25 protein-coding genes are annotated in these 20,156 nt (G+C 41.1%); 8 read left to right on the top strand and 17 right to left on the bottom strand.

Features of this window, described 5'->3' with window-relative positions:
* Positions 1 to 8 precede the first annotated feature (8 nt).
* The 9 genes from B3297_RS20705 to B3297_RS20665 form a co-directional block, all read right to left on the bottom strand.
* Positions 9 to 521: a 4'-phosphopantetheinyl transferase family protein gene (locus tag B3297_RS20705; RefSeq protein WP_286779418.1), complete on the bottom strand. Its 513-nt coding sequence runs from the start codon at positions 519 to 521 to the stop codon at positions 9 to 11.
* Positions 518 to 772 carry an acyl carrier protein gene (locus tag B3297_RS20700; RefSeq protein ID WP_286779417.1) on the bottom strand — a complete coding sequence of 85 codons (255 nt, stop codon included), beginning with the start codon at positions 770 to 772 and terminating at the stop codon, positions 518 to 520. Before B3297_RS20700 ends, B3297_RS20705 begins: the two co-directional genes overlap by 4 nt.
* A 4-nt stretch (positions 773 to 776) precedes the next feature.
* Positions 777 to 2,048 carry a beta-ketoacyl-[acyl-carrier-protein] synthase family protein gene (locus tag B3297_RS20695; RefSeq protein WP_112374520.1) on the bottom strand — a complete coding sequence of 424 codons (1,272 nt, stop codon included), beginning with the start codon at positions 2,046 to 2,048 and terminating at the stop codon, positions 777 to 779.
* Positions 2,045 to 2,482 carry a 3-hydroxyacyl-ACP dehydratase FabZ family protein gene (locus B3297_RS20690; protein ID WP_286779416.1) on the bottom strand — a complete coding sequence of 146 codons (438 nt, stop codon included), beginning with the start codon at positions 2,480 to 2,482 and terminating at the stop codon, positions 2,045 to 2,047. The genes B3297_RS20695 and B3297_RS20690 overlap by 4 nt, the downstream gene beginning before the upstream one ends.
* A 17-nt stretch (positions 2,483 to 2,499) precedes the next feature.
* The gene (locus tag B3297_RS20685) at positions 2,500 to 3,552 is read right to left on the bottom strand and encodes a type III polyketide synthase (RefSeq protein WP_112374519.1); all 1,053 of its coding nucleotides are present in this window, start codon (positions 3,550 to 3,552) and stop codon (positions 2,500 to 2,502) included.
* Complete coding sequence (locus tag B3297_RS20680) at positions 3,549 to 4,262, bottom strand: methyltransferase domain-containing protein (RefSeq protein ID WP_286779415.1); 714 nt, start codon at positions 4,260 to 4,262, stop codon at positions 3,549 to 3,551. Before B3297_RS20680 ends, B3297_RS20685 begins: the two co-directional genes overlap by 4 nt.
* Positions 4,253 to 5,386, bottom strand: a complete 1,134-nt coding sequence (locus B3297_RS20675) for an NAD(P)/FAD-dependent oxidoreductase (RefSeq protein WP_286779414.1) — start codon at positions 5,384 to 5,386, stop codon at positions 4,253 to 4,255. The genes B3297_RS20680 and B3297_RS20675 overlap by 10 nt, the downstream gene beginning before the upstream one ends.
* A 246-nt stretch (positions 5,387 to 5,632) precedes the next feature.
* Positions 5,633 to 7,270: a carboxylesterase/lipase family protein gene (locus tag B3297_RS20670; protein WP_286779413.1), complete on the bottom strand. Its 1,638-nt coding sequence runs from the start codon at positions 7,268 to 7,270 to the stop codon at positions 5,633 to 5,635.
* 176 nt (positions 7,271 to 7,446) lie between these two features.
* Positions 7,447 to 8,079: a hypothetical protein gene (locus tag B3297_RS20665; RefSeq protein WP_286779412.1), complete on the bottom strand. Its 633-nt coding sequence runs from the start codon at positions 8,077 to 8,079 to the stop codon at positions 7,447 to 7,449.
* A gap of 206 nt (positions 8,080 to 8,285) precedes the next feature.
* Here B3297_RS20665 and B3297_RS20660 point away from each other — a divergent pair, with 206 nt between their 5' ends.
* The 4 genes from B3297_RS20660 (at position 8,286) to B3297_RS20645 (ending at position 11,373) form a co-directional block, all read left to right on the top strand.
* Positions 8,286 to 8,606, top strand: a complete 321-nt coding sequence (locus B3297_RS20660; protein WP_286779411.1) for an ArsR/SmtB family transcription factor — start codon at positions 8,286 to 8,288, stop codon at positions 8,604 to 8,606.
* Position 8,607: 1 nt separating this feature from the next.
* Positions 8,608 to 9,072, top strand: coding sequence for an SRPBCC family protein (locus tag B3297_RS20655; protein WP_286779410.1), 465 nt, complete (start codon positions 8,608 to 8,610; stop codon positions 9,070 to 9,072).
* An 8-nt stretch (positions 9,073 to 9,080) separates the two neighbouring features.
* Positions 9,081 to 9,665, top strand: coding sequence for a YdeI/OmpD-associated family protein (locus B3297_RS20650; RefSeq protein ID WP_286779409.1), 585 nt, complete (start codon positions 9,081 to 9,083; stop codon positions 9,663 to 9,665).
* Between the two features lie 148 nt (positions 9,666 to 9,813).
* Entirely contained in the window at positions 9,814 to 11,373 is a 1,560-nt protein-coding gene (locus B3297_RS20645; RefSeq protein WP_286779408.1) for a sulfatase family protein, read from the top strand.
* Positions 11,374 to 11,469: 96 nt separating this feature from the next.
* On the opposite strand, the gene B3297_RS20640 is transcribed toward B3297_RS20645, so the two are convergent.
* The 5 genes from B3297_RS20640 to B3297_RS20620 form a co-directional block, all read right to left on the bottom strand.
* Complete coding sequence (locus tag B3297_RS20640; RefSeq protein WP_286779407.1) at positions 11,470 to 12,219, bottom strand: SDR family NAD(P)-dependent oxidoreductase; 750 nt, start codon at positions 12,217 to 12,219, stop codon at positions 11,470 to 11,472.
* Positions 12,220 to 12,328: 109 nt separating this feature from the next.
* Positions 12,329 to 12,625 carry a hypothetical protein gene (locus B3297_RS20635; RefSeq protein ID WP_286779406.1) on the bottom strand — a complete coding sequence of 99 codons (297 nt, stop codon included), beginning with the start codon at positions 12,623 to 12,625 and terminating at the stop codon, positions 12,329 to 12,331.
* Between the two features lie 21 nt (positions 12,626 to 12,646).
* A complete protein-coding gene (locus tag B3297_RS20630; RefSeq protein ID WP_286779405.1) occupies positions 12,647 to 13,012 on the bottom strand; it encodes a hypothetical protein in 366 nt (121 codons plus the stop codon).
* A 106-nt stretch (positions 13,013 to 13,118) separates the two neighbouring features.
* A complete protein-coding gene (locus B3297_RS20625) occupies positions 13,119 to 13,643 on the bottom strand; it encodes a hypothetical protein (protein ID WP_286779404.1) in 525 nt (174 codons plus the stop codon).
* A gap of 4 nt (positions 13,644 to 13,647) precedes the next feature.
* Positions 13,648 to 13,947: a hypothetical protein gene (locus tag B3297_RS20620; protein WP_286779403.1), complete on the bottom strand. Its 300-nt coding sequence runs from the start codon at positions 13,945 to 13,947 to the stop codon at positions 13,648 to 13,650.
* A gap of 143 nt (positions 13,948 to 14,090) precedes the next feature.
* Here B3297_RS20620 and mazG point away from each other — a divergent pair, with 143 nt between their 5' ends.
* The 4 genes from mazG to kdsB all read left to right on the top strand — a co-directional run bounded on the left by mazG (position 14,091) and on the right by kdsB (position 17,440).
* Positions 14,091 to 14,903, top strand: coding sequence for a nucleoside triphosphate pyrophosphohydrolase (gene mazG / locus B3297_RS20615; RefSeq protein WP_286779402.1), 813 nt, complete (start codon positions 14,091 to 14,093; stop codon positions 14,901 to 14,903).
* A gap of 76 nt (positions 14,904 to 14,979) precedes the next feature.
* On the top strand, positions 14,980 to 15,978 hold the full coding sequence (trpS, locus tag B3297_RS20610) for a tryptophan--tRNA ligase (RefSeq protein WP_046675903.1): 999 nt from the start codon (positions 14,980 to 14,982) through the stop codon (positions 15,976 to 15,978).
* 12 nt (positions 15,979 to 15,990) lie between these two features.
* Positions 15,991 to 16,608 (top strand): deoxynucleoside kinase, encoded by a 618-nt coding sequence (locus tag B3297_RS20605; RefSeq protein WP_046675902.1) that lies wholly within the window; start codon positions 15,991 to 15,993, stop codon positions 16,606 to 16,608.
* 88 nt (positions 16,609 to 16,696) lie between these two features.
* Positions 16,697 to 17,440 carry a 3-deoxy-manno-octulosonate cytidylyltransferase gene (gene kdsB / locus B3297_RS20600; RefSeq protein ID WP_070568708.1) on the top strand — a complete coding sequence of 248 codons (744 nt, stop codon included), beginning with the start codon at positions 16,697 to 16,699 and terminating at the stop codon, positions 17,438 to 17,440.
* Between the two features lie 6 nt (positions 17,441 to 17,446).
* Here kdsB and B3297_RS20595 read toward each other — a convergent pair whose 3' ends face one another.
* The 3 genes from B3297_RS20595 to B3297_RS20585 are packed head-to-tail and all read right to left on the bottom strand — an operon-like array spanning position 17,447 to position 20,063.
* Positions 17,447 to 18,352: an aldo/keto reductase gene (locus B3297_RS20595; protein WP_204990721.1), complete on the bottom strand. Its 906-nt coding sequence runs from the start codon at positions 18,350 to 18,352 to the stop codon at positions 17,447 to 17,449.
* Positions 18,339 to 19,070: an FKBP-type peptidyl-prolyl cis-trans isomerase gene (locus B3297_RS20590; protein WP_286779401.1), complete on the bottom strand. Its 732-nt coding sequence runs from the start codon at positions 19,068 to 19,070 to the stop codon at positions 18,339 to 18,341. The genes B3297_RS20595 and B3297_RS20590 overlap by 14 nt, the downstream gene beginning before the upstream one ends.
* A 6-nt stretch (positions 19,071 to 19,076) precedes the next feature.
* Complete coding sequence (locus B3297_RS20585; RefSeq protein ID WP_046675898.1) at positions 19,077 to 20,063, bottom strand: glycosyltransferase family protein; 987 nt, start codon at positions 20,061 to 20,063, stop codon at positions 19,077 to 19,079.
* Positions 20,064 to 20,156 lie beyond the last annotated feature (93 nt).

Raw genomic sequence — 20,156 nt, 5'->3', positions numbered from 1 at the left:
TCGTCTAATTAAGTCAATAGGCTATGAATCGAAACTATTCGCTCAAAACGGCCATGGTTACTTACGGAAACAGGCAAGCGCCTCTTCCCATCCCTCAGAACGAGGCTTGGGACTCCGAGAGAATCTTTAATAATTCCATCTCTTTTGATTTCAACAATATCGTCCAAATGAACTAATTCGCCAGCTGCTATGGTATGTATAAAATCAGGGGAAACGATGGTCTTCGTATAATACCTTTTTCCTTCGCAGATGACTTCTCCCCTCGCCTTGCAAGAAGATCGTTCATGAACTGAACACCGCAATTTCAAAGGGATGTACTTTCTGATTCCTGTCTGTCTATTCCATATTTTATAAGCAGCCTCTTTCATGCTCCATAAGAGCCAAACAACAATTTCGGGGTCTGGACTGTTCACAATCAACAGTTGTTCCTGCTCATCAAATAGTTTTGAAACAAAGCCCCTACGCCTCCAATTACTCTCTTTTCTGGACTGAACCAGATCGATAATGTCATTACCAATCATTTTTCTTGTAACTTGCTTTCGATTATTTCGACTGCGGCTCCCATATTAAGCATACGCTCCATGTCAGAATTTTCAATAACGATCCCAAATTGATCTTCGATATCCAGTACAATATCGACCAAATTGGCTGAATTAATTTGTAGATCACGCATAAAATCAGTCTCTTCAGTAAGCTTTCCGAAAGCTTCTTCGTTTGTTGTGTAGGGTGCTATAATTGGTTTTAAAGCACCGATCAATTCTTCTCTCTTCATAAATTTAGTTATCAAATTTTTTAAATATTAAACAGGCATTTACATCTCCAAACCCGAAACTTGCCTTGGCTATAATTTGGGGTTTGACATCAATTTGATGTATTGATACTCTTGATGGATCTATCAGTGCTGCGATCTCGGGATGTAAATCAGTACAATTACTGTTTCCGAATAAAAATCCATGAAATAACTGCAAAACTGTGGCCACGCATTCTATGCTACCTGCCGCGCTGAGACAATGCCCAGTCATTCCTTTTAGCGAATTTATCCATGGAAAATCTTTCCCTTTACGCCCAAGTGCCTCGGTCCAGTTTTCTATTTCAAAAGCATCTTTGGCTGTTGCCGTTAGATGACCGTTTATAGCATCGACATCCCATTTGGAGACTCCCGAATTGTTTAGGGCCTCTTGAATGCAACGGCGTACAGCATCAGCGTTTGGAGCTGTCATACTGCCTGTTCCCCGTTGTCCTCCAGAGTTTACTTGGCCGCCCAATAACTCGCCATATATAACGGCATTGCGTGCTAAGGCACTTTCCAAATCTTCCAGTAATAGGGCTCCAGCCCCACTACCCGGGACGAACCCTGCGGCTGTTGCACTCATTGGGCGCGATCCTTCCGCAGGGCGGTCATTATATTGCGAACTACAGACACGTAGTGCATCAAAACCGCCCCAAATATAAGGCCCACTATCTCCAGTACTGCCTGCCAGCATGCGTTTTGCTCTTCCGGACCGAATCCGGTCATATGCCATTAGAATTGCTTCAGTCCCAGTAGCACAGGCCGAGGAATTGGTGGTCACCTGATTTCCGAGGCCTAGTTTCCCACCTAAATATGCACTGACACCACTGTTCATTGTTTGCGCCACAACTGTACTACCTAGTCTGCGGGTTTGTAGCTCATCAATTTTATAAATACTCTCGCGAAACTTATCAATACCTGATGTACCTGAACCAAAGACTGTTCCGCTATCCCAATCGGGGGCCGAATTTACGGCAATAGGAAGACCTGCATTTGTCCAGGCCTCCATTCCAGCAATGACTCCGTACAAGATGCCTGTACTATTAAAACCTCTAAGCTCAAGTTCAGTGAAATATTGCCTTTTAAGATCATCTGATATTTGCGGCATTCCAGCAATCTGGCAGGAAAACTGTAGTTTTTCCAGCTGTTCATCATGTCTAATACCCGAAACGCCATCTTTGATGGCCTGAGTAAAGGCAGGCACCCCCACTCCATTGGGCGCAACGACTCCTAGTCCAGTAATCACAACTCTCTTCATAAATCCTCCGTCATCATGCCTGCCAATATCCCTTTACAAACTTCCTGTCCGGCTTCATTCTTCATCGTAACGGCACACTTTAGTTTGCCAAACCTAAAATATATTTTTTTTGAAAACACGGTGACTTTCTCCTTTGGATATACTGGTTTTAAAAACTGTATTTCAGTAGAAGTCAACGCAATAGACGAGCCTTGCATTAAGTCTTTATTGAGCAGAAAGATTCCCAAACAGGCCAGACCTATTTGAGCCATCGTTTCGATCAGAATAACTCCCGGGGTAATCGCTCTTTCATAAAAATGGCCGCGATAAAAGTCCAGATCTTCATCAAAAGTATAGGTACCTGCAACACCTTCGTCATCGACTTGAATCAACTCATCGACAAATAAAAATGGGGCCCTGTAGGGCAATTTCGCTAGTATAGCATTCAATTCCATTGTTCAAAATGAGTAAGTTACCACTGTAATAAAACCCGCTGTGCTGAAAATCCCGGACCGAAACTCAGCATCAGCCCCAATTCACCGGCTTGAGGCTTACGTTTCATAATACGTTCAAGGACGTAGAGTACCGTGGCGCTCGACATATTACCATAGTCCGCTAGTATAGCCTTAGTATCTTCAATATCTTTATCAAATTCAGCAAAAATCTCCTCGATTGTGGCTACGATCTTTTTCCCGCCCGGATGAAAAATCATGTAATTAATATCTTTAATTTCCAGCTGGTTCTTTTTCAGGAATGGATGTATAACTGCATCAAAATGGGACGCAATCACATTGGGCACATCCACATCCAGTATCATCTGCATACCAGTGTTGGTCAATTTAAACCCCATAATGTCCTCCGCATCATAAAAATGATACATCTCCTGATCAAGAATTACAGGTCCGCAATCTTCCTCACAGGATGAAAGCAGACAGCAAGCTGCACCATCGCCGAAAATGGCGGCACTGACCATATTCGACATCGAGAAATCTTCCAGCTGAAAAGTCGCTGTTGGCGCTTCGACGGCAATAACCGCAGCACGTTTACCTGGGTTTGCCTGAAGAAAATTTTTAGCATAAATAATACCTGAAACACCGGCAACGCAACCCATTTCGGTAACTGGTAACCGCACAATATCCTGTCGGAGTTTCATCCTATTAATAAGATACGCGTCCAGAGAGGGGATCATAATTCCAGTGCAACTGACTGTAATGATATAATCCAGAGACTGTGGATCCCAGCCCGTTTGTTCAAGGGCCTGACGAAGTGCTTGCTCCCCTAGGGCTATCGCCTCCCGGCAATACACATTGTTTTTTTCTTCAAAAGATGTCGCCGTGAAGACTTCGATCGGATCCATAATCGCATAGCGCCTGTCCACGGCGGCACCTTCGAAAAGTTTCTTGATTTTCTTAATAAAACGAGGTTCCTGTCCATGAAGCCAAATATCCAATAGCGGAAGAATATCAACGGTAGTACAAGAGTATTTAGGGAGTTGCTTGGCAACATTTATTATTTTAACATTCATATATTGAAAATTATCCACTGGTAACGAAAGGCCCATTTCCATTGGATGGTGTAATGTTCTAACCGTAATCTCTTTGCGAATTGTACAAGCTCAATCTTTTTAAACCCGCGCAGTATGGAAACAAGCCCATCCACTTTTGTCATTCTATTTAACCTAAAAACAACAGCAATAGTTTGAAAAAGCCGGTAAGCCATTTTACTCCTTTGTAAATCGTTGATGACGACCCCCAATTTTGATACGTTGACCAGGCTATCTAGCAAACGAAAAATCGCTTCATCGTCGAAATGATGTAAAGTAAGCGTACACAGAATAATGTCATACTTGACATCTTCAAAATTCGCTTCAAAGATATCTGCACACAAATAGGATATATTGGTATAATCTTTCGACAGATCCCTTGCACAATTTATTGTATACGGATTAGCATCAATCCCGAGCAATGAAAGCTTAATATGATGTCTATTGCCATAATCGCTTAACATGCGAAGCATGTCCCCATTACCACAACCGATATCCACAATGGTTATTGTTTCATTCTTGTAGCCGGTTGAAAGCAATGTTTTCACACCATTCAACGTAATGCTATTTCCGCCTAGAAAACGATTAATCTTTGCAATTCGATCCAGCGTGACGCGAAGTTCGTCGCCCTCCAGCCGAAAATCGTCCATGATCTCATTCTGCGATGTTCTATATCTTGTGTCTATCCCCATTTTATTGAGCTTGCATTTCCATGAGTTTGTTTTATCATCCAACTTAAGATTTTTGGAAAAAATATCGTAGCCTTCATTAGAACCGCGGTACCTATTTTATAACGCAGTACACCCGACAGATGTCGTCCGAATAAGAGCCGTCTTTTAAAGGTTCGATTCCATTGATTCATATAGGACTGTTCCAATTGCTGGCGCGAATCGATATGACCATGGTAATAGTCCACAATAAGCTCGGAAGCCATTTTTGCACTATGTATCGCCATCGCCATCCCATTTCCACAGAATGGATGAATAAGACCGGCCGTATCACCAATCATAAGCATATGGTTTTCTACCGCTGATTTCTGATCAAATGAAAATTGACTTATTGCAAGCGGCTTGTCAAAAAGTAGTCTACTCTTTTCAAAAAAACACTGAAGATGCCTATTTTTAGACAACACATACTTTTGATAATCACCTATATTTTTATACCTCTTGAACGTTTTTACATCGGCCAGATAACATAAATTTATCTGGTCATCTTCGACCTTAGAAATACCACAATAACCGCCTTCAAAATGATGCAAGGCAATAAGGTCATTCGGAAAATCGCCCGAATAGTGTGCTTTAACAGCCATCCATGGAGAGGTTTTTGTTATAAAATCGCGGGATAAGAGCTGATCCACATTGCTGCGTTTTCCATATGCGCCCAGTACAATTTTTGATCTTAATACCTGATCTTGAAACGAAACAGCAAATGTATCATTGCTAAAGGATACGCCTGTGACGGTCGCAATAACAATTGTACAACCCGTCCCTTTTACTCGCTGATATAATAGATCATCCAACGCGTAACGACTGATGCCAATTCCACCCAAGGGTAACCTGACCCTATTCATCTGCCCACCTTCTGTCGTGAACTCAAGCTCCCGAATATGTGTTGGACGTAGCGATTCAACATCCACTTGTAGCCAATGCAGATAGGGTAAGACTTCGTTCGAAACATATTCGCCGCAAACCTTATGACGAGGAAAATCATGTTTTTCGATTAACGTCACGTTGAATCCTTGTTCAGACAGATGCAATGCACTTGTAAGCCCAGCCAAGCCGCCACCTATAATAATCACATCAGGATTTATTGCCATATATCCAAGTTTGCTCTATATGAGTTTCATGTACAAAAAATCAACGTTATAAATCATGCTTCAGTCTCCTACATTGGTTGCCACCGCTGTCCAACAAGCGATTCTTAATAAATCTGTCCATGGTATAGGATATTTCTAAACAGCACAATATCGTTTATCCACTTTTATAAAAAGTCTCTCTGATAACAGCCCTTGGCAATAAATAGTTTGTATTTGGCGGTAAAATAAAGAAAGTGTATATCTTAATTAATTTTCCCGGTCGACAAACATTTTATCCAGAAAAAGATACCTGTTCCGAAATTCTTCAGCAGAAGCTTTCACCTCGGTATTCAAATTCAAGATATTCATTCGCTGATCTTTTGCTGTTGTTTTCGGCCAGGCTGGAAGTCCTTTTCCATTTGGATCACCCGTCTTGATAAAATTAACAAAGTACTGCTGACCAAGTTTCGAAACCTTGTAATCATCTTCTGTCCAGGCAAAAACATCATTACTCTGCAGATTTCCCAATAAATATTCGATATCACTGGCATGGAAAGCTCCCGGTAGGGGCTGTGGGCTTTTTTCCTTGTCTTCTTGTGTAGATTTCTTGCTAATTCCTCCGGCAAGCCCGGTTTGTGCATCACGATATGCCGGTTGCATGGGTGGCCGCGGTTTACCGAATATATAAACGAAGACTGGGTTACCGCTATTCTTTCGTTGCAGGTCAAGCCATTTCCAAGTACTATACACAATAAAATTATCGCTAGCTAATGCAGTTGCCGATTCAATGACTTCTGCCTCAGTCTTCCCTGGATACTCCTTGAGCACTTCTTCAGCTTTAACACCAAACTGTGCTCTTACCAACTTCTCATAATTCTCCGGAGATGGGTAAGATTTACCCATGTAAGCCATATAGGGAGCTTCCGTGGAAGTCCAACCGGCAAGCAAGGGAACCTTAGATTGCTCCCCGGCTTCAAAAATAGCCAATGGAGATCGCGGCAAAAAATAGCAATCAACAATCAAACGGGTAGTGAAGGCTCCTGGCTCGCTGGCTTTATCTAGAAGTTCGGCCGCAGGAATTTCACGCAGTTGATCAAGACCTGTTGCATTTACCCGCGATGCAAATGCAACACCCTGTTGTTCCTGCTCAGTAATAGAGGCTGTACCAAACCGTAAGTTAAAGACACTTCCGCTCTGACCGATAGCACGCGTAAACAACCCCTTGGATAGCGGACTAGTCATTTGAGCGGAAACAGACATACTTCCTGCCGACTCGCCACCGATGGTGACCGCATCGGGATCACCGCCGAATGCAGCTATATTTTTTTTGACCCAAACCAAAGCTGCATGCTGATCCAGCAATCCATAATTTCCTGAAGCATGTTTCGGTGATTCCTCCGTTAATGCTGGATGTGCGAAGAAACCAAAGATACCAAGACGATAGTTGACAGTAACGACAATAAGACCTTCTTTAGCAAAACTTTCACCATCATAACGATTTTCAGATCCATCACCAGCATTGAACCCCCCGCCGTAAAAATAAACTAAAACAGGAAGTTTGCCTGAATGAAGACTCTTTGGACGCCATACATTCAGGTATAGACAGTCTTCACTGATACCCGGCGACCGAAATCGCATATCCCCATAGATCGGTTTCTGCATCGGAGAATAACCAAAATGATCTGCTTTACGGATACCAGACCAGTGTTCAGCAGCTTGCGGTTCTTTCCATCTTAGATCGCCTACTGGGGGTTTTGCAAAGGGGATCCCTCGGAAGGACTCGACCCCGCTTGACAAGATAATCCCTTCTAGCACCCCCTCTTCAACCTTTACCTGTGGCATTTGGGCGAAAACAAACGATGCAACCAAAAGCCCAACAACTGTAAAAAAAATCTTTTTCATCATAACATTCATTTACAACTCTAGAGTTTTATTCTTACAGTTAAAATACAAAATAAAATCTATATCACCGTGATAGACTGACAATTCACCGCAAAAACCTAAAGAAAATTTAACCAATAGACAAATACCTGCAGCAGCCGGATGCTTGCTTGCTTGCTTGCTTGCAGTGATCAACGCATTTAGTTGGTCAGCCAAACAAAAAGTAGCATAAGCCATTGGACAAGAATACATGTCCAAAATGGCTTACTACTTGCTGTGGTCAATATTTCGAGTACACCAATAAACTTTGACCTTATTATAGTATAGAAGCTAGTGTTATTGTCCAAATCCAAGGAATCAAACTTCACTTTGTTCAGACCAAAAATGACAATGCGTCGCACCCAAGGGCTCTCAATTTTGGTATTTTTTACGTCATTAATCAGTTTAAGTTTCGCAAACGAATAATCAGCGACATTTTGTATTACATCGGGCTGATTTGATTGAAAAATTAAGAGTACTTTGTCAAATGCCGGAAGAATGAGATCATCCTGCCTTTCCTCCACGACAAGACTTGCAATCTTCGAAAACACATATTTGTTGCTGAAAATAAAAAGTAATACAGGTAGCAGGATCAATCCAATCAACCAAAGGAATTTAGCCACGGCTTGTACAGGACTGACTGTCGAAAAGAAAGCTTCATGACTAGCATTAAATTGTAAACTACCAACCACCAAATAAAGTAAAGTCGAAACAATAGCCAGCAAATAATATTTGACTAAAGTTTTCGTCCCCAATACGCTCAATTTTTTTAAGTACGATAACTGTGTTTTCATCTTGTTATAATTAATTACCCTAATTTAGCATTATTCGCCAAACATTGATCAGTAGGTTTAATTCTCGATTGTTTTCATTTTAAATCCGCCAGGAAAGAATTTTTATTCGTCCCCCCTTGCACTGCACCGATATTTTCTCCGCAGGAATGTAAAAACATTTGCGTAGCTAAATAACTACACGTATATTTATAGTCAAATGAATCAATATGAATTTAAGACGAGATGTTTTCCAAGCTATAGCAGATCCAACGAGAAGAGCGATATTACTCCTTCTCACCTCACAAGCCATGACTGCAGGTGCAATTGCAGCCAACTTCAATACCGCAAGACCGACAGTCTCAAAACATTTACAAATATTGACAACATGTGAGTTATTAAAATCTCAACAAAATGGACGTGAGATATACTATCAACTCAACCCAACGAAGATGAAAGAAATTGCAGATTTCATCGAACCTTTTTGTCAAATGTGGGATGACAGATTCAATAGATTGGAAGCTATTATGCAAAACTACAAGAACAAATAATATGGAGGTAAAAACCAACGTACAGGCTGAGGATAATAAACAGGAGATTGTCATTACAAGGGAATTCGATTTACCTGTTGAACTGCTCTTCAAAGCATACGAGGATCCCGAAATTTTTGAACAGTGGATGGGAACCAAAGTCCTGAAATTGGAAAATAAAACGCATGGCTCCTATGCGTTTGAAACTTTCCATAATGGCCAGGTCATGTTCAAAGCAAATGGAACGATACACGAATTCCTGCCCAATCAACGTATCACACGGACGTTTGAAATGGAAAACAGTACATTTCCCGTACAATTGGAATATTTAACATTTGAAAAAATAAGTGCAGAACGTAGCAGGCTTCACATCCATATTATATTTCAGTCGGTCGCGTTTAGAAACCAGCTGCTACAGATGCCTTTTGCGCAAGGAATCAATATGGCGCACAACAGATTACAAGAAATTCTTTCCAAACTTACCTAAAGCACTACATGATGAATCCAAAAATTGAACATTTTTTTGAAAATGCGACAAGATGGAATGAAGAATTCAATCTGTTGAGAGAAATTGTCCGTGGCAATAAAACACTGCAAGAGGATTATAAATGGATGCACCCTTGTTATACATTTGAAGGTAAAAATGTCGTATTGATACACGGGTTTAAAGAATACTGTGCACTGCTATTCCACAAAGGTGCATTATTAAAAGATCCCAAAAATATATTGATCCAGCAAACCGAAAATGTTCAATCGGCCAGACAGCTTAGATTCACCACTGTTGAACAGATTGAATCATTACGAGAGGTGATATCGGAATATATTCAGGAAGCCATCGAAATTGAAAAATCAGGTAAGAAAGTGGACATGCGAAAAGCTACTGATTACCCTGTGCCAGAAGAATTTAAGCGCGCCTTACTGGAAGACCCTTTGCTCCAAAAAGCCTTTCAATCACTTACGCCTGGTCGGCAAAAAGGGTATCTATTCTACTTTAACCAGGCAAAACAAGTGAAAACTCGCGAGGCAAGAATCGAAAAATACTACCAGCATATTCTCGATGGAAAAGGTGTCGATGACTAACATATTACAGTTTATTCGCGATATAGTAGTCTATAAAGAGTAGATTTGTCTACAATCAAATAGACAGAACTAGACCAAGACGAACGATTATAGCAATTATCGTAATCCGGTATACTCAATTCGTCGACTCATATATCGCTGAATTCATATGAATAAAAAATTAGTATTGCTCCTCTGCGGCCTCTTGCCCATTTTTTCACAAGCACAGAAAAAGAACAACGCAACACAACGCCCCAATATCGTCTTTATCCTGACGGACGATTTCACGGCCCAGGCATGGGGCGTATACGGTGGTATTTTAAAAGATTTTGTCAAAAATCCGAATATTGAAAAATTAGCCAGTCAAGGGGCGGTGCTCAATAATACCTTCTGTACAAATTCCATTTGCACCCCTAGCCGTGCAACCATACTGACAGGACAGTACAGTAATAAAAACCAAGTTTACACACTTGAAGATGCTTTGGATCCCGATAAGGAAAACATCGCTAAGGATCTGCACCATGCAGGCTACCAAACTGCTGTTTTTGGAAAATGGCACCTAAAAAAGAGGCCAAGTGGATTTGACGATTTTAAAGTTCTACCTGGACACGGTGTTTATCATAACCCGACTTACCTCTCTAAAGACAATTGGAATGATAAGGAAGAGGCTGGCAAACCTTACGAAGGCTATGTAGATGATATCACCACAACGATGAGTCTGGACTGGTTAAAATCACGCAACCCAGACAAGCCCTTCTTCTTAATGTGTCATTACAAAGCGACACATGAACCCTTTGATTTTGCGGAGCGATTCAAAGATTACTACAAAGATGTGGAGTTTCCTTATCCTCCTAAATTTTTGGACTCAGGAGCAATCACGACTGGACGCTCTTTTGAAGGTCAACCCTTGGAAGAGCTTGGCCGCCGCTATGAGCAAGCTTCGGTAGGCCCCTTTTGGACATCTTATCCTGAGCTTCCGTTTTCAACAAAAGGAATGGCCCCTTTGGAAGCCCGCAAAAAGATCTACCAAAAGTTCATCAAAGATTATCTCCGTTGCGTCGCTGGGATCGATGATAATCTGGGAAAAATTATGCATTACCTTAAGACCGCAAATTTGGACGAAAATACCGTTGTGATCCTGGCTTCCGATCAAGGTTACTTCTTGGGAGAACACAATTTCATGGATAAACGTCTCATGTACGAAGAATCACTGCGCATGCCTTTTGTAATCAGCTACCCCAAAGAAATCAAAGCAGGTAGTCGATTAGACGACATGATTCTAAATATCGATTTCGCTGCGCTATTTGCAGACTATGCCGGCATCAAGAAACCCGCTTACATCCAAGGTGAAAGCTTCCGGAATAACCTCAAAGGAAATACATCCAAAGCATGGCGGTCTGCCCTATATTACCGTTACTGGCAACATGCACCAATACGCCCTGCCCACCTTGGAGTCCGTGATGAACGTTACAAACTGATTTATTTTTACGGACAGCCCTTAGAAATGACAGGTAGTGATTCCAAAACAACAGCACCAGCCTGGGAATTCTACGATCTACAACAGGACCCCATGGAAACACACAATGCAATTCTGGACAAAAAATATGTCAAAGAAATTGCCCGGTTGAAGAAAAAGCTGACTAAACTAAAAGCCGAAGCAGGCGATGATGATGCAACAAGACCCGCTTTTCAGCAGGTCCTCAAGCAAGAAAACTTAACTGTTAAATAAATGGATGATATGGACCTGCTGCCAACCATCGTCAACTCAATTATAATAAAAACGGGGATCCAGCTTTGGATCCCCGTTTTTATTAAACGACCTCTATTAAACAGCGGTGTAACCGCCATCAACTAAATAGTACCCTCCAGTCATAAAGGATGATTTATCCGAACTTAGGAAAAGAACCAGTTCAGCGACTTCCTCGACCTTTCCCAAACGTCCAATAGGGTGTTTACTAATTAATGCATTGATATGCTCTTTATCCAACTTCGCCAATAAAGGGGTATCAATGTAGCCAGGCCCAACTGCATTGCAACGAATATTTTTTTGACCATATTCTGCACCAATGTTCTTTGTCAATCCCACAACAGCATGTTTGGCTGCAGTATAAGCACTTGACATTGGAGCAGCAGCAGTACCATGAATGGAAGCCATATTCACAATAACTCCGCCTCCATTGCTTTCCATGGCCTCCAGCTGATATTTACAGCCATAAAATACGCCATTGAAATTAATATCGATGACTTTTTTCCAGCCATCTAGACTATACTCTCCAGTTAGGGCAGCCTCTCCCCCAATACCCGCGTTATTACAGGCAATATCGAGCCGACCAAATGTTTTGACTGCAAAAGCTACCAACACCTCATTGTCAGTCGGAGATGAGCTATCTGCTTTAAAGAACGCGGCCTCTCCTCCCAGAGATTCAATTTGTTTTACTGTTTCCTGGCCCGCTTGCTCATTGATATCCGAGACAACGACCTTTGCTCCTTCTTTACCGTAAGCCAGTGCAACAGCCAGTCCGATCCCCGAACCAGCCCCCGTTACTAAAGCTACTTTATCTGCTAAAATTTTCATATGCTACAAATTTTATGATAAATACAATTTACTAAAAGCAACGCGGAATCAAGTAGAAGCGGACACTTACTTCATTTAAAACGAAACTAAAATGACATTTCTAGACGGGTTAGTTCTGTAGCTGCGGATATTTTTTATATAATCTATCCAAAAACAAACGCCCCATCAATTGGAGCTTGGCTTGCGTTTCAAACATACCTGAACCTGGAGAAATAATACCATGCGGCATACGCTGAACAGTGCCATAATACATGATATCGAGCCCATTTCCATTGAGGTCAAGATGCATTTTCTTAGGTTTCAAGCCCATAACGGAGCCCATACGCGTTACCTTTTCAGCATTTGTAATCTGCGCAGTCCGTGCATTGAGCAAGGTTTCATGATCGAAAACCAAATGGTCTCTCACCTCCCCCTCATCAAAAAATACTTAATGCAATTCGTTGTTGCTAAGCACCAGATAAGAAGCGTTATCCCGTTCATTGTAACGAGCCTTTACTCCTACAGCCGCCCAAGCAACAGTCTTCGCTGCTGTCGCCGCAGCCGAAGCAACTTTATCCCCAACCGTTGCAATATACGCGCATTGCGTGAAGGCGTCGATTGGAGCGCCGTTCAATTGTTTTCTTAATTCGCTAAATTCATCATTTAACAATTCATCTTTTACGCCTGGAGCTAGGCCAATCCCGGATTCACCTTCATATTTTTTGGCCGTCTCCTTTTGTTTTTTCATCATCATAAGAGAAAAAAACACACAAGCTACAACGATAACAGCAAAAATGCCGATGTACAACATCATAAAATAAAATTTAAAATGGGTTTATAATTCAATAAAAATCCAAAAAAGGAACAACTAGTCAGTTTTCCTTTTTTTTAATATAATCGGCTACAAAAATTTTGCCAGACTAAAGAATTTTATCCGGGTAGTGAATATTATTTAATGCGGTTTGGTGCATATCCACCCAAATAGCGCTGTTTGACTGCTGTATAAGCCAATTTGGAGAACTTCGCATGTCGGCACCGGCATCATTATTATAAACGGTTGGAAAATCAGACTCTTTGGCTCGAAGCAAAACGACGATCGTACCTGCCATAAGCAAAGGAATATCACCCAAAACAAGATTATAGAATCCATCTTCAAGCAATCCTGGGCTAAATCGCTGTAAACTGTCGTAACTACGCTCCAATTTGCCAATCAATTTTTCCAGTTCATGTGGGTAGTGAACCTCAACATAAGACTCAAACAGCCTCGACCCTTTGTCGTAGGCGCCTGCTTTCATCAGGTTGAGTGCTTCATTTCTATACACCTGCAACCAACGATCTGACCCGAGATCATGATATTCCGCTGCCGCATCTTTACCATCCCGTTTCAGGGCCCAAAGTTTAAGCTGCTCAAGCCGCTCGGTGGTTTCCATTTCATTTTTTCCCATAAGACTACAGCTCCCGTTCCCTAAGCTCTAATTGTAATAGAATATCGCGCTTTTTACCTTCAATTAAAGATAAATTGCCAGCAACAAAAACGCCTTTCTGTCCTGAATTTTTGCTGATACCATATACGGTTGATTCATCATCAGGATCTGACGCCCCTTCGTAGCGAAATAAGTAGTCAATTTTATACTCATCAGCATGAGCCAACAAATCGTCAAATTCGATATTATAGTCTATTGTGTAACCTAAGTTGTTTAACTTTTCCAAGGCAACACTTGCAGAGGAGTATCCATGCATTCTTTCCATAGTTGATTGTTCTAAACCCGATCTAAATTCTAATTTTTATAATTTATTATAAAACGATTGACAAAAGGGTTTTGTTTTCCGCAAGTTGAAATAGTTTATTCAAAATCATATGTCTACTTTTGTGCTACCAAACACGATGAAATATGGCAAATCTAGCAGCACCAGCTTATCAGCATACACCTCAATTGGCATTTCAACGATTACTCGATGTCTTATATACCTTACGGATTGAATGTCCTTGGGATAAGAAACAGACCATGGAAACCCTTCGCCATTTGACGATGGAGGAAATGTATGAATTGACCGACGCCATTTTGGAAAAAGATTATCCCGAAATAAAAAAAGAACTTGGTGACGTCTTGATGCACCTTGTATTCTATGCCCGCATTGCCGAAGAAGAGGGACAGTTCAATATCGTAGACGTACTTAATGCAATCTGTGATAAATTGATTACGCGGCATCCCCACATCTACGGTAACACCAATGCCGATACAGAAGATCAGGTCAAATCCAATTGGGAAACAATCAAGCTCAAAGAAGGCAACACATCTGTTCTTTCCGGCGTCCCGAAAGGTTTGCCGGCATTGGTGAAGGCGTATCGTATTCAAGATAAAGTGCGCGGTGTCGGCTTTGACTGGGAAGATAAGAAACAAGTATGGGAAAAAGTAGAGGAAGAACTGGCCGAATTTAAAGCTGAATTTAATCTAGAGACAGCACTTCCAATGGATCAGGAAAAAGCGGAAGGCGAATTTGGCGACCTCTTATTCTCCTTGATAAATTATGCACGGCATGTGGGTATAAACCCTGAAAATGCGCTTGAACGTACCAACAAAAAATTCATTGCACGCTTCACCTATCTGGAACAAAAAGCAGCCGAAAATAAGCAGCAACTGCAGGAAATGAGTTTAGCAGAAATGGACGTTTATTGGAATGAAGCTAAAAAATTGAAAAAATAATGCAATTCCTATAAAAGGCGGGCAGCGACCGAATTTAATTCGACTTTGTCAAATTTATGCGTAAATTCGCAGCAATATGGAAACAGTTGTTAGCGGTATCAGAAGTACCGGAAAATTACATTTAGGAAATTATTACGGCGCATTGAGCAATTTTGTGAAAATGCAAAACGAATATAATTGCTTTTTTTTCATTGCGGATTTACATTCACTAACGACCCACCCCACTCCTCATGGACTTCAGGGAACGGTTCGCCAAGTTATTGTTGAATATTTAGCAGCAGGAATAGACCCTGAAAAATCGACTATTTACGTTCAATCTGATGTTCCAGAAGTCGCGGAACTCTATCTATACATGAATATGAACGCCTATCTCGGCGAGCTTGAACGCGCTACAGCTTTTAAAGATAAAGTTAGAAGCAATCCCGACAATGTTAACGCTGGATTATTGACTTATCCGGTTTTGATGGCCTGTGATATATTGATTCATCATGGTACAAAAGTCCCTGTAGGAAAAGATCAGGAACAACATTTGGAGATGACGCGGACTTTTGGTAATCGCTTCAATCGCTTATATAATGTAGATTATTTTAAAGAGGCATTTGCGTTCTCCTATTCTGACAAATTGGTGAAAGTTCCCGGACTTGCAGGACAGGGAAAAATGGGTAAATCTAATGGTGAAGCTGATTGTATTTATCTATCGGATAGTGAAACCGTAATTCGTAAAAAGGTGATGCGCGCAGTATCGGATTCAGGCCCGACGGAGATGAACCAGCCTAAACCTGAAGCGATCCAAAATCTTTTTGACTTAATGAAGGTCGTATCTACTGCAGACACATTACAGCATTTTGATGAACTCTATAACAAATGTGAAATTCGTTATGGTGATTTCAAAAAGCAATTGGCCGAAGATATGGTCCTTGCCACCAACGATGTCCGCTCCCGTATTGAAGAAATATCAAACGATGATGCATACATTGCTAAAGTTGCAAAAATGGGCGCTGAAAAAGCAAGCGAGTCCGCACGCAAGACCCTGAAAGAAGTTCGTGAGATTATTGGTATTAGAAGATTTTATTAAGCTAGAAATAATATGCACATAGCTATCGTTGGAAATATAGGTGCCGGCAAAACAACATTAACCGAAATGTTGGCCAGCCACTTTAAATTTGAACCTCAGTTTGAAGCTGTAGACAACAACCCTTATCTGGAAGATTTTTATTCGGACATGAAACGCTGGGCTTTCAATCTTCAGATTTTTTTCCTCAACAGTCGCTTTAGACATATTGTAAAATTGCAGGAAACCGGCATTGATATGATTCAGGACCGTACCATTTATGAAGATGCTTATATCTTTGCCGAAAACTTGTATGATATGGGCTTAATGAGCGCACGTGATTTTGAAAACTATAGTAATATTTTTCAAAGCATCATCCACTATATCAAACCGCCGGATTTATTGATATACCTCAAAGCCTCTGTCCCTACCCTGGTGAATAATATCCAAAAAAGGGGCCGTGATTATGAGTCTGCAATTCGTTTGGATTATTTGTCAAAGCTAAACGATAAATACGATAAATGGATCAATAATTACAAAGACGGTAAGGTCATGATTCTCGACAAAGACAATCTAGATTTTACCACAAACCCAGAGGACCTCGGAAATATCATTCAAAAGATCGAAGCCGAATTATTTGGATTGTTCGAATAATTGCGACATCAAAAAGCCTGTAAGTCAATTGATTTTACAGGCTTTTTGATAAACGCGCATTTCCTCAGCCAATGATAAAAAATAAAAAATGAAATTTTTAGGTATTATTCCTGCCCGATATGCATCGAGTAGATTCCCTGGAAAACCGCTAATCGACATTGAAGGAAAAACGATGATCCAGCGTGTCTACGAACAGGTCAAAAAATCAACAAAATTAAACGAGGTTGTTGTTGCTACTGACGACCAACGCATCGCACAGACTGTACGCTCTTTTGGTGGCGAAGTCGTCATGACCGCAGCACATCACCAATCGGGAACAGATCGTTGCGCCGAAGTCATAACGAATATAGGAGGCTATGATGTTGCCATCAATATACAGGGTGACGAACCCTTTATCGACCCCGCACAAATTGATCTTTTAGCAAGTTGTTTTGAAGATACCACTACGCAGATTGCGACCTTGGTCAAGGAAATTACAGCAGAAGAGGAACTCTTTAATGTAAACATACCCAAAGTTGTCCGAAACACCAAAGGAGAAGCCATCTACTTCAGTCGGCAGACCATTCCTTTTTTAAGAGCTGTGGAAAAAGACCAATGGCTACACAAGCAAACATTCTATAAACATATCGGAATATATGCCTACCAGGTAGATACATTAAAAGCCCTGACACAACTTCCTATTTCTATGCTAGAAGAAGCAGAAGCATTGGAACAGCTGCGCTGGTTAGAAAACGGTTACGCCATTCAAACGGCAATTACAACGCATGAAACTGTCGCTGTGGATACAAAAGAAGACCTCGCTAAAATATTAAGACTATTTTTCAATAAATAGTAAAGCTTACCGGTGTTCGGTATAGTATAACGACCGGACACCTTCCAATAGAACCTGCTTATCCGAATCACTGAATTTGATCATCTGCTCTTTTGCTCTGATCAATTCATCCAATTGCAATTTGGTACTCACACCAACAAGTGCTGTAGCAACAGCTGCGTTAGAAAGCACATAAGAAAGAGCAACAATCATGTTGTCTTTTCCGATACGTTTGGAAAGATTTGCCAAGTTTCTCACGATATGGGCCACCTCTCCCGAACTATACTGCAAGAAAGGTTCAATAGGTTTGTTAATGAGAACACCTTTGGCTAATACGCCGCGTACGACGATACTTACCCCCCGTTCTTCCAATAAGCCACTGATTTCTTCTTCAGGTCTTCTATCCAATAAGCTGTATTGCATCATAACTGAGGCCATATCAGATTTGGATAAAAATGCCTTAATAACATTTGGGCGAATTGAAGAAAGACCATAAGCACGGATTTTCCCTTGTTTCTTCAACAACTCAAACGCTTCAACAATCTCCTCTATCGGATCTTCTATCGTACCACCATGTAACTGATAGAGGTCGATGTAGTCCGTTTTTAAACGTGACAAGGAACCTTCCACAGCCTTGATAATATAGTCCTTTGAAGCCTTCCAATCCCAACCTGATCCATCTGCACGCCAAAGGTTACCAACTTTCGACGCCAACACAATATGTTTGCGAAAGCTTTGCACACTTTCCCCAACGATCATCTCATTTAGACCCCTATCGTAGAGATCAGCCGTATCGAAGAAAGTGATCCCTTTCTCGTAAGCTTTTTGGATAATATCTTTCGATTGTTTGGACTGATTGCTTTTTAGCGACATACAGCCCAAACCTATTTCCGAAACGATTAAGCTTGTATTACCTAATTTACGTTGTTCCATCTGCACCAATATCAAGCAATTCTACCTCAAACACCAATGTGCTGTTTGCCGGAATTTCACCTGTTGCCCGTTCGCCATACGCTAATCTGCTTGGTATAAAAAATTTATACTTTGCCCCCTTGGACATTAATGGGATTCCAATCTGCCAACCTTTGATCACCTGACCCAAGGATAGTTTCAATGGCTCCTTACGGTCATATGAGCTATCAAATTGCTTTCCATTCAATAAGGTACCTTTATAATGCACTGTTACCTCATCGTCACTTTTTGGTTTTGGCCCTTCGGTTTGACTTAGAACAAGATATTGAATTCCCTCAGCTGTAGATTTCATCCCAGCAACCTTTGCATTTTCGGCAAAAAATTTATCTTCTTCAGCACGGCTAGCAGCCTCTTTTTTAGCACGAACGTCCATGATCGCCTGTTGGATAACAGCTCTTCCTTGCCCCTCTTCCAATAGAGACTTCTCTCCTTTCAGAACATCCGAAATTGCTTTTGCAATGACATCTGACTTCAAATAATCGATCTCAATAGACTTTAGGGAATTTCCGATATCGGCACCAAATGCATAAGACACAGAATCGGCCTTCGTTTTTAGTTGATTTGTTGCACTTTGTTTAGTTGCGACGACCTTCTTCTTTGCCGTCGTGTTCGTTTTTTTTTGTTGAGCAAATCCTGTGACCGTCGTCAAGGATAATAGGGCTAATGCGATATACTTCATGTGTGTTTAACGGTGCTTCTGCACGATTTCATTTATAATTTCTTGCGTGATATTAGGGTAATCAACGTCAACCCTAGATTTACTGTTGAGCCAGGCTTCTATCGCCAGCATGTTCTTCTGTTTTAAACTCGAAATTACAGGCACTCCCATCTCTTCCAATGACGCTGCATTCAAATGCTGCTCATACTGGTTTTTCATTGGGATAACTAACAGTTTCTTTTTCAAATATAACGCTTCTGCCGGTGTTTCAAAACCCGCCCCACATAAAACTCCAGAAGAAGATGCCATACTATCAATAAAAGATTGGTTATTGATCGGCCTTATCGTTACATTTTTCATGTCAAATGCCTTTGAATTATGTTTACTAAAGACATCCCATTTCACGTCCGGAAACTTCATCAAATGCTTTAAAAGATGCGCATCGTCATATGCGGGGAGGTAAACCGTGTAATGTCCCTGATCGGTGACATTTAATTCACGAACAGCATTACGGATAACCGGTGGATAAATGTTCTTGCCGTACCGCTTGAAATGGAAACCATAGGAATGGGTAGACGGAGCATAATTTTTCATGATAAATTTGCCCAACATGTCACTATCTTCTGGCTTGGGGCTCGAGGGGTCTAAAGCAGCAATCTGATGGCTCAGCCCAATGCATTCTAGATCTTTTGAATGACAAGCCCAAGCAGAGATCGGTTCAAAATCATTGATCACCAAATCATAGTTTTCGATGGGCAAGCTCTTAATTTCATTCGTAAATTTGCGGATCGTCGAACTCATAAAAGTTTTCCACAGATCTACCCCGCCGGATTTACCGAAGATAAAACTCAGCCCATGATAACGGTATTTTACTTCAAAAGGTAATGATAGATCCGCTTGAATTCCACTAACCAAAACATCGACTTCCCCTAACTCCCTCAGACAGGGGACAATATCCATTGCACGGCTCAGATGTCCGTTTCCTGTCCCTTGTACGGCATACAATATTTTCATAATGACTGCATTTAGTGTCGGCAAATTAATCAATTTTAACGAGTATCAATATTATTTTATTGTTTAGTTATGTTAAGAAAATATAAATTAACA

Source organism: Sphingobacterium sp. UBA3519 (assembly GCF_002377215.1).
GTDB lineage: Bacteria > Bacteroidota > Bacteroidia > Sphingobacteriales > Sphingobacteriaceae > Sphingobacterium > Sphingobacterium multivorum.
This window is presented reverse-complemented; position numbering and strand designations above follow the sequence as displayed.

What these genes read in the sequence shown, in the direction of transcription:
- B3297_RS20705 (WP_286779418.1), bottom strand. Translation starts at nt 521, where the DNA reads ATGATTGGTAATGACATTATCGATCTGGTTCAGTCCAGAAAAGAGAGT.
- B3297_RS20700 (WP_286779417.1), bottom strand. Translation starts at nt 772, where the DNA reads ATGAAGAGAGAAGAATTGATCGGTGCTTTAAAACCAATTATAGCACCC.
- B3297_RS20695 (WP_112374520.1), bottom strand. Translation starts at nt 2,048, where the DNA reads ATGAAGAGAGTTGTGATTACTGGACTAGGAGTCGTTGCGCCCAATGGA.
- B3297_RS20690 (WP_286779416.1), bottom strand. Translation starts at nt 2,482, where the DNA reads ATGGAATTGAATGCTATACTAGCGAAATTGCCCTACAGGGCCCCATTT.
- B3297_RS20685 (WP_112374519.1), bottom strand. Translation starts at nt 3,552, where the DNA reads ATGAATGTTAAAATAATAAATGTTGCCAAGCAACTCCCTAAATACTCT.
- B3297_RS20680 (WP_286779415.1), bottom strand. Translation starts at nt 4,262, where the DNA reads ATGGGGATAGACACAAGATATAGAACATCGCAGAATGAGATCATGGAC.
- B3297_RS20675 (WP_286779414.1), bottom strand. Translation starts at nt 5,386, where the DNA reads ATGGCAATAAATCCTGATGTGATTATTATAGGTGGCGGCTTGGCTGGG.
- B3297_RS20670 (WP_286779413.1), bottom strand. Translation starts at nt 7,270, where the DNA reads ATGATGAAAAAGATTTTTTTTACAGTTGTTGGGCTTTTGGTTGCATCG.
- B3297_RS20665 (WP_286779412.1), bottom strand. Translation starts at nt 8,079, where the DNA reads ATGAAAACACAGTTATCGTACTTAAAAAAATTGAGCGTATTGGGGACG.
- B3297_RS20660 (WP_286779411.1), top strand. Translation starts at nt 8,286, where the DNA reads ATGAATTTAAGACGAGATGTTTTCCAAGCTATAGCAGATCCAACGAGA.
- B3297_RS20655 (WP_286779410.1), top strand. Translation starts at nt 8,608, where the DNA reads ATGGAGGTAAAAACCAACGTACAGGCTGAGGATAATAAACAGGAGATT.
- B3297_RS20650 (WP_286779409.1), top strand. Translation starts at nt 9,081, where the DNA reads ATGATGAATCCAAAAATTGAACATTTTTTTGAAAATGCGACAAGATGG.
- B3297_RS20645 (WP_286779408.1), top strand. Translation starts at nt 9,814, where the DNA reads ATGAATAAAAAATTAGTATTGCTCCTCTGCGGCCTCTTGCCCATTTTT.
- B3297_RS20640 (WP_286779407.1), bottom strand. Translation starts at nt 12,219, where the DNA reads ATGAAAATTTTAGCAGATAAAGTAGCTTTAGTAACGGGGGCTGGTTCG.
- B3297_RS20630 (WP_286779405.1), bottom strand. Translation starts at nt 13,012, where the DNA reads ATGATGTTGTACATCGGCATTTTTGCTGTTATCGTTGTAGCTTGTGTG.
- B3297_RS20625 (WP_286779404.1), bottom strand. Translation starts at nt 13,643, where the DNA reads ATGGGAAAAAATGAAATGGAAACCACCGAGCGGCTTGAGCAGCTTAAA.
- B3297_RS20620 (WP_286779403.1), bottom strand. Translation starts at nt 13,947, where the DNA reads ATGGAAAGAATGCATGGATACTCCTCTGCAAGTGTTGCCTTGGAAAAG.
- mazG (WP_286779402.1), top strand. Translation starts at nt 14,091, where the DNA reads ATGGCAAATCTAGCAGCACCAGCTTATCAGCATACACCTCAATTGGCA.
- trpS (WP_046675903.1), top strand. Translation starts at nt 14,980, where the DNA reads ATGGAAACAGTTGTTAGCGGTATCAGAAGTACCGGAAAATTACATTTA.
- B3297_RS20605 (WP_046675902.1), top strand. Translation starts at nt 15,991, where the DNA reads ATGCACATAGCTATCGTTGGAAATATAGGTGCCGGCAAAACAACATTA.
- kdsB (WP_070568708.1), top strand. Translation starts at nt 16,697, where the DNA reads ATGAAATTTTTAGGTATTATTCCTGCCCGATATGCATCGAGTAGATTC.
- B3297_RS20595 (WP_204990721.1), bottom strand. Translation starts at nt 18,352, where the DNA reads ATGGAACAACGTAAATTAGGTAATACAAGCTTAATCGTTTCGGAAATA.
- B3297_RS20590 (WP_286779401.1), bottom strand. Translation starts at nt 19,070, where the DNA reads ATGAAGTATATCGCATTAGCCCTATTATCCTTGACGACGGTCACAGGA.
- B3297_RS20585 (WP_046675898.1), bottom strand. Translation starts at nt 20,063, where the DNA reads ATGAAAATATTGTATGCCGTACAAGGGACAGGAAACGGACATCTGAGC.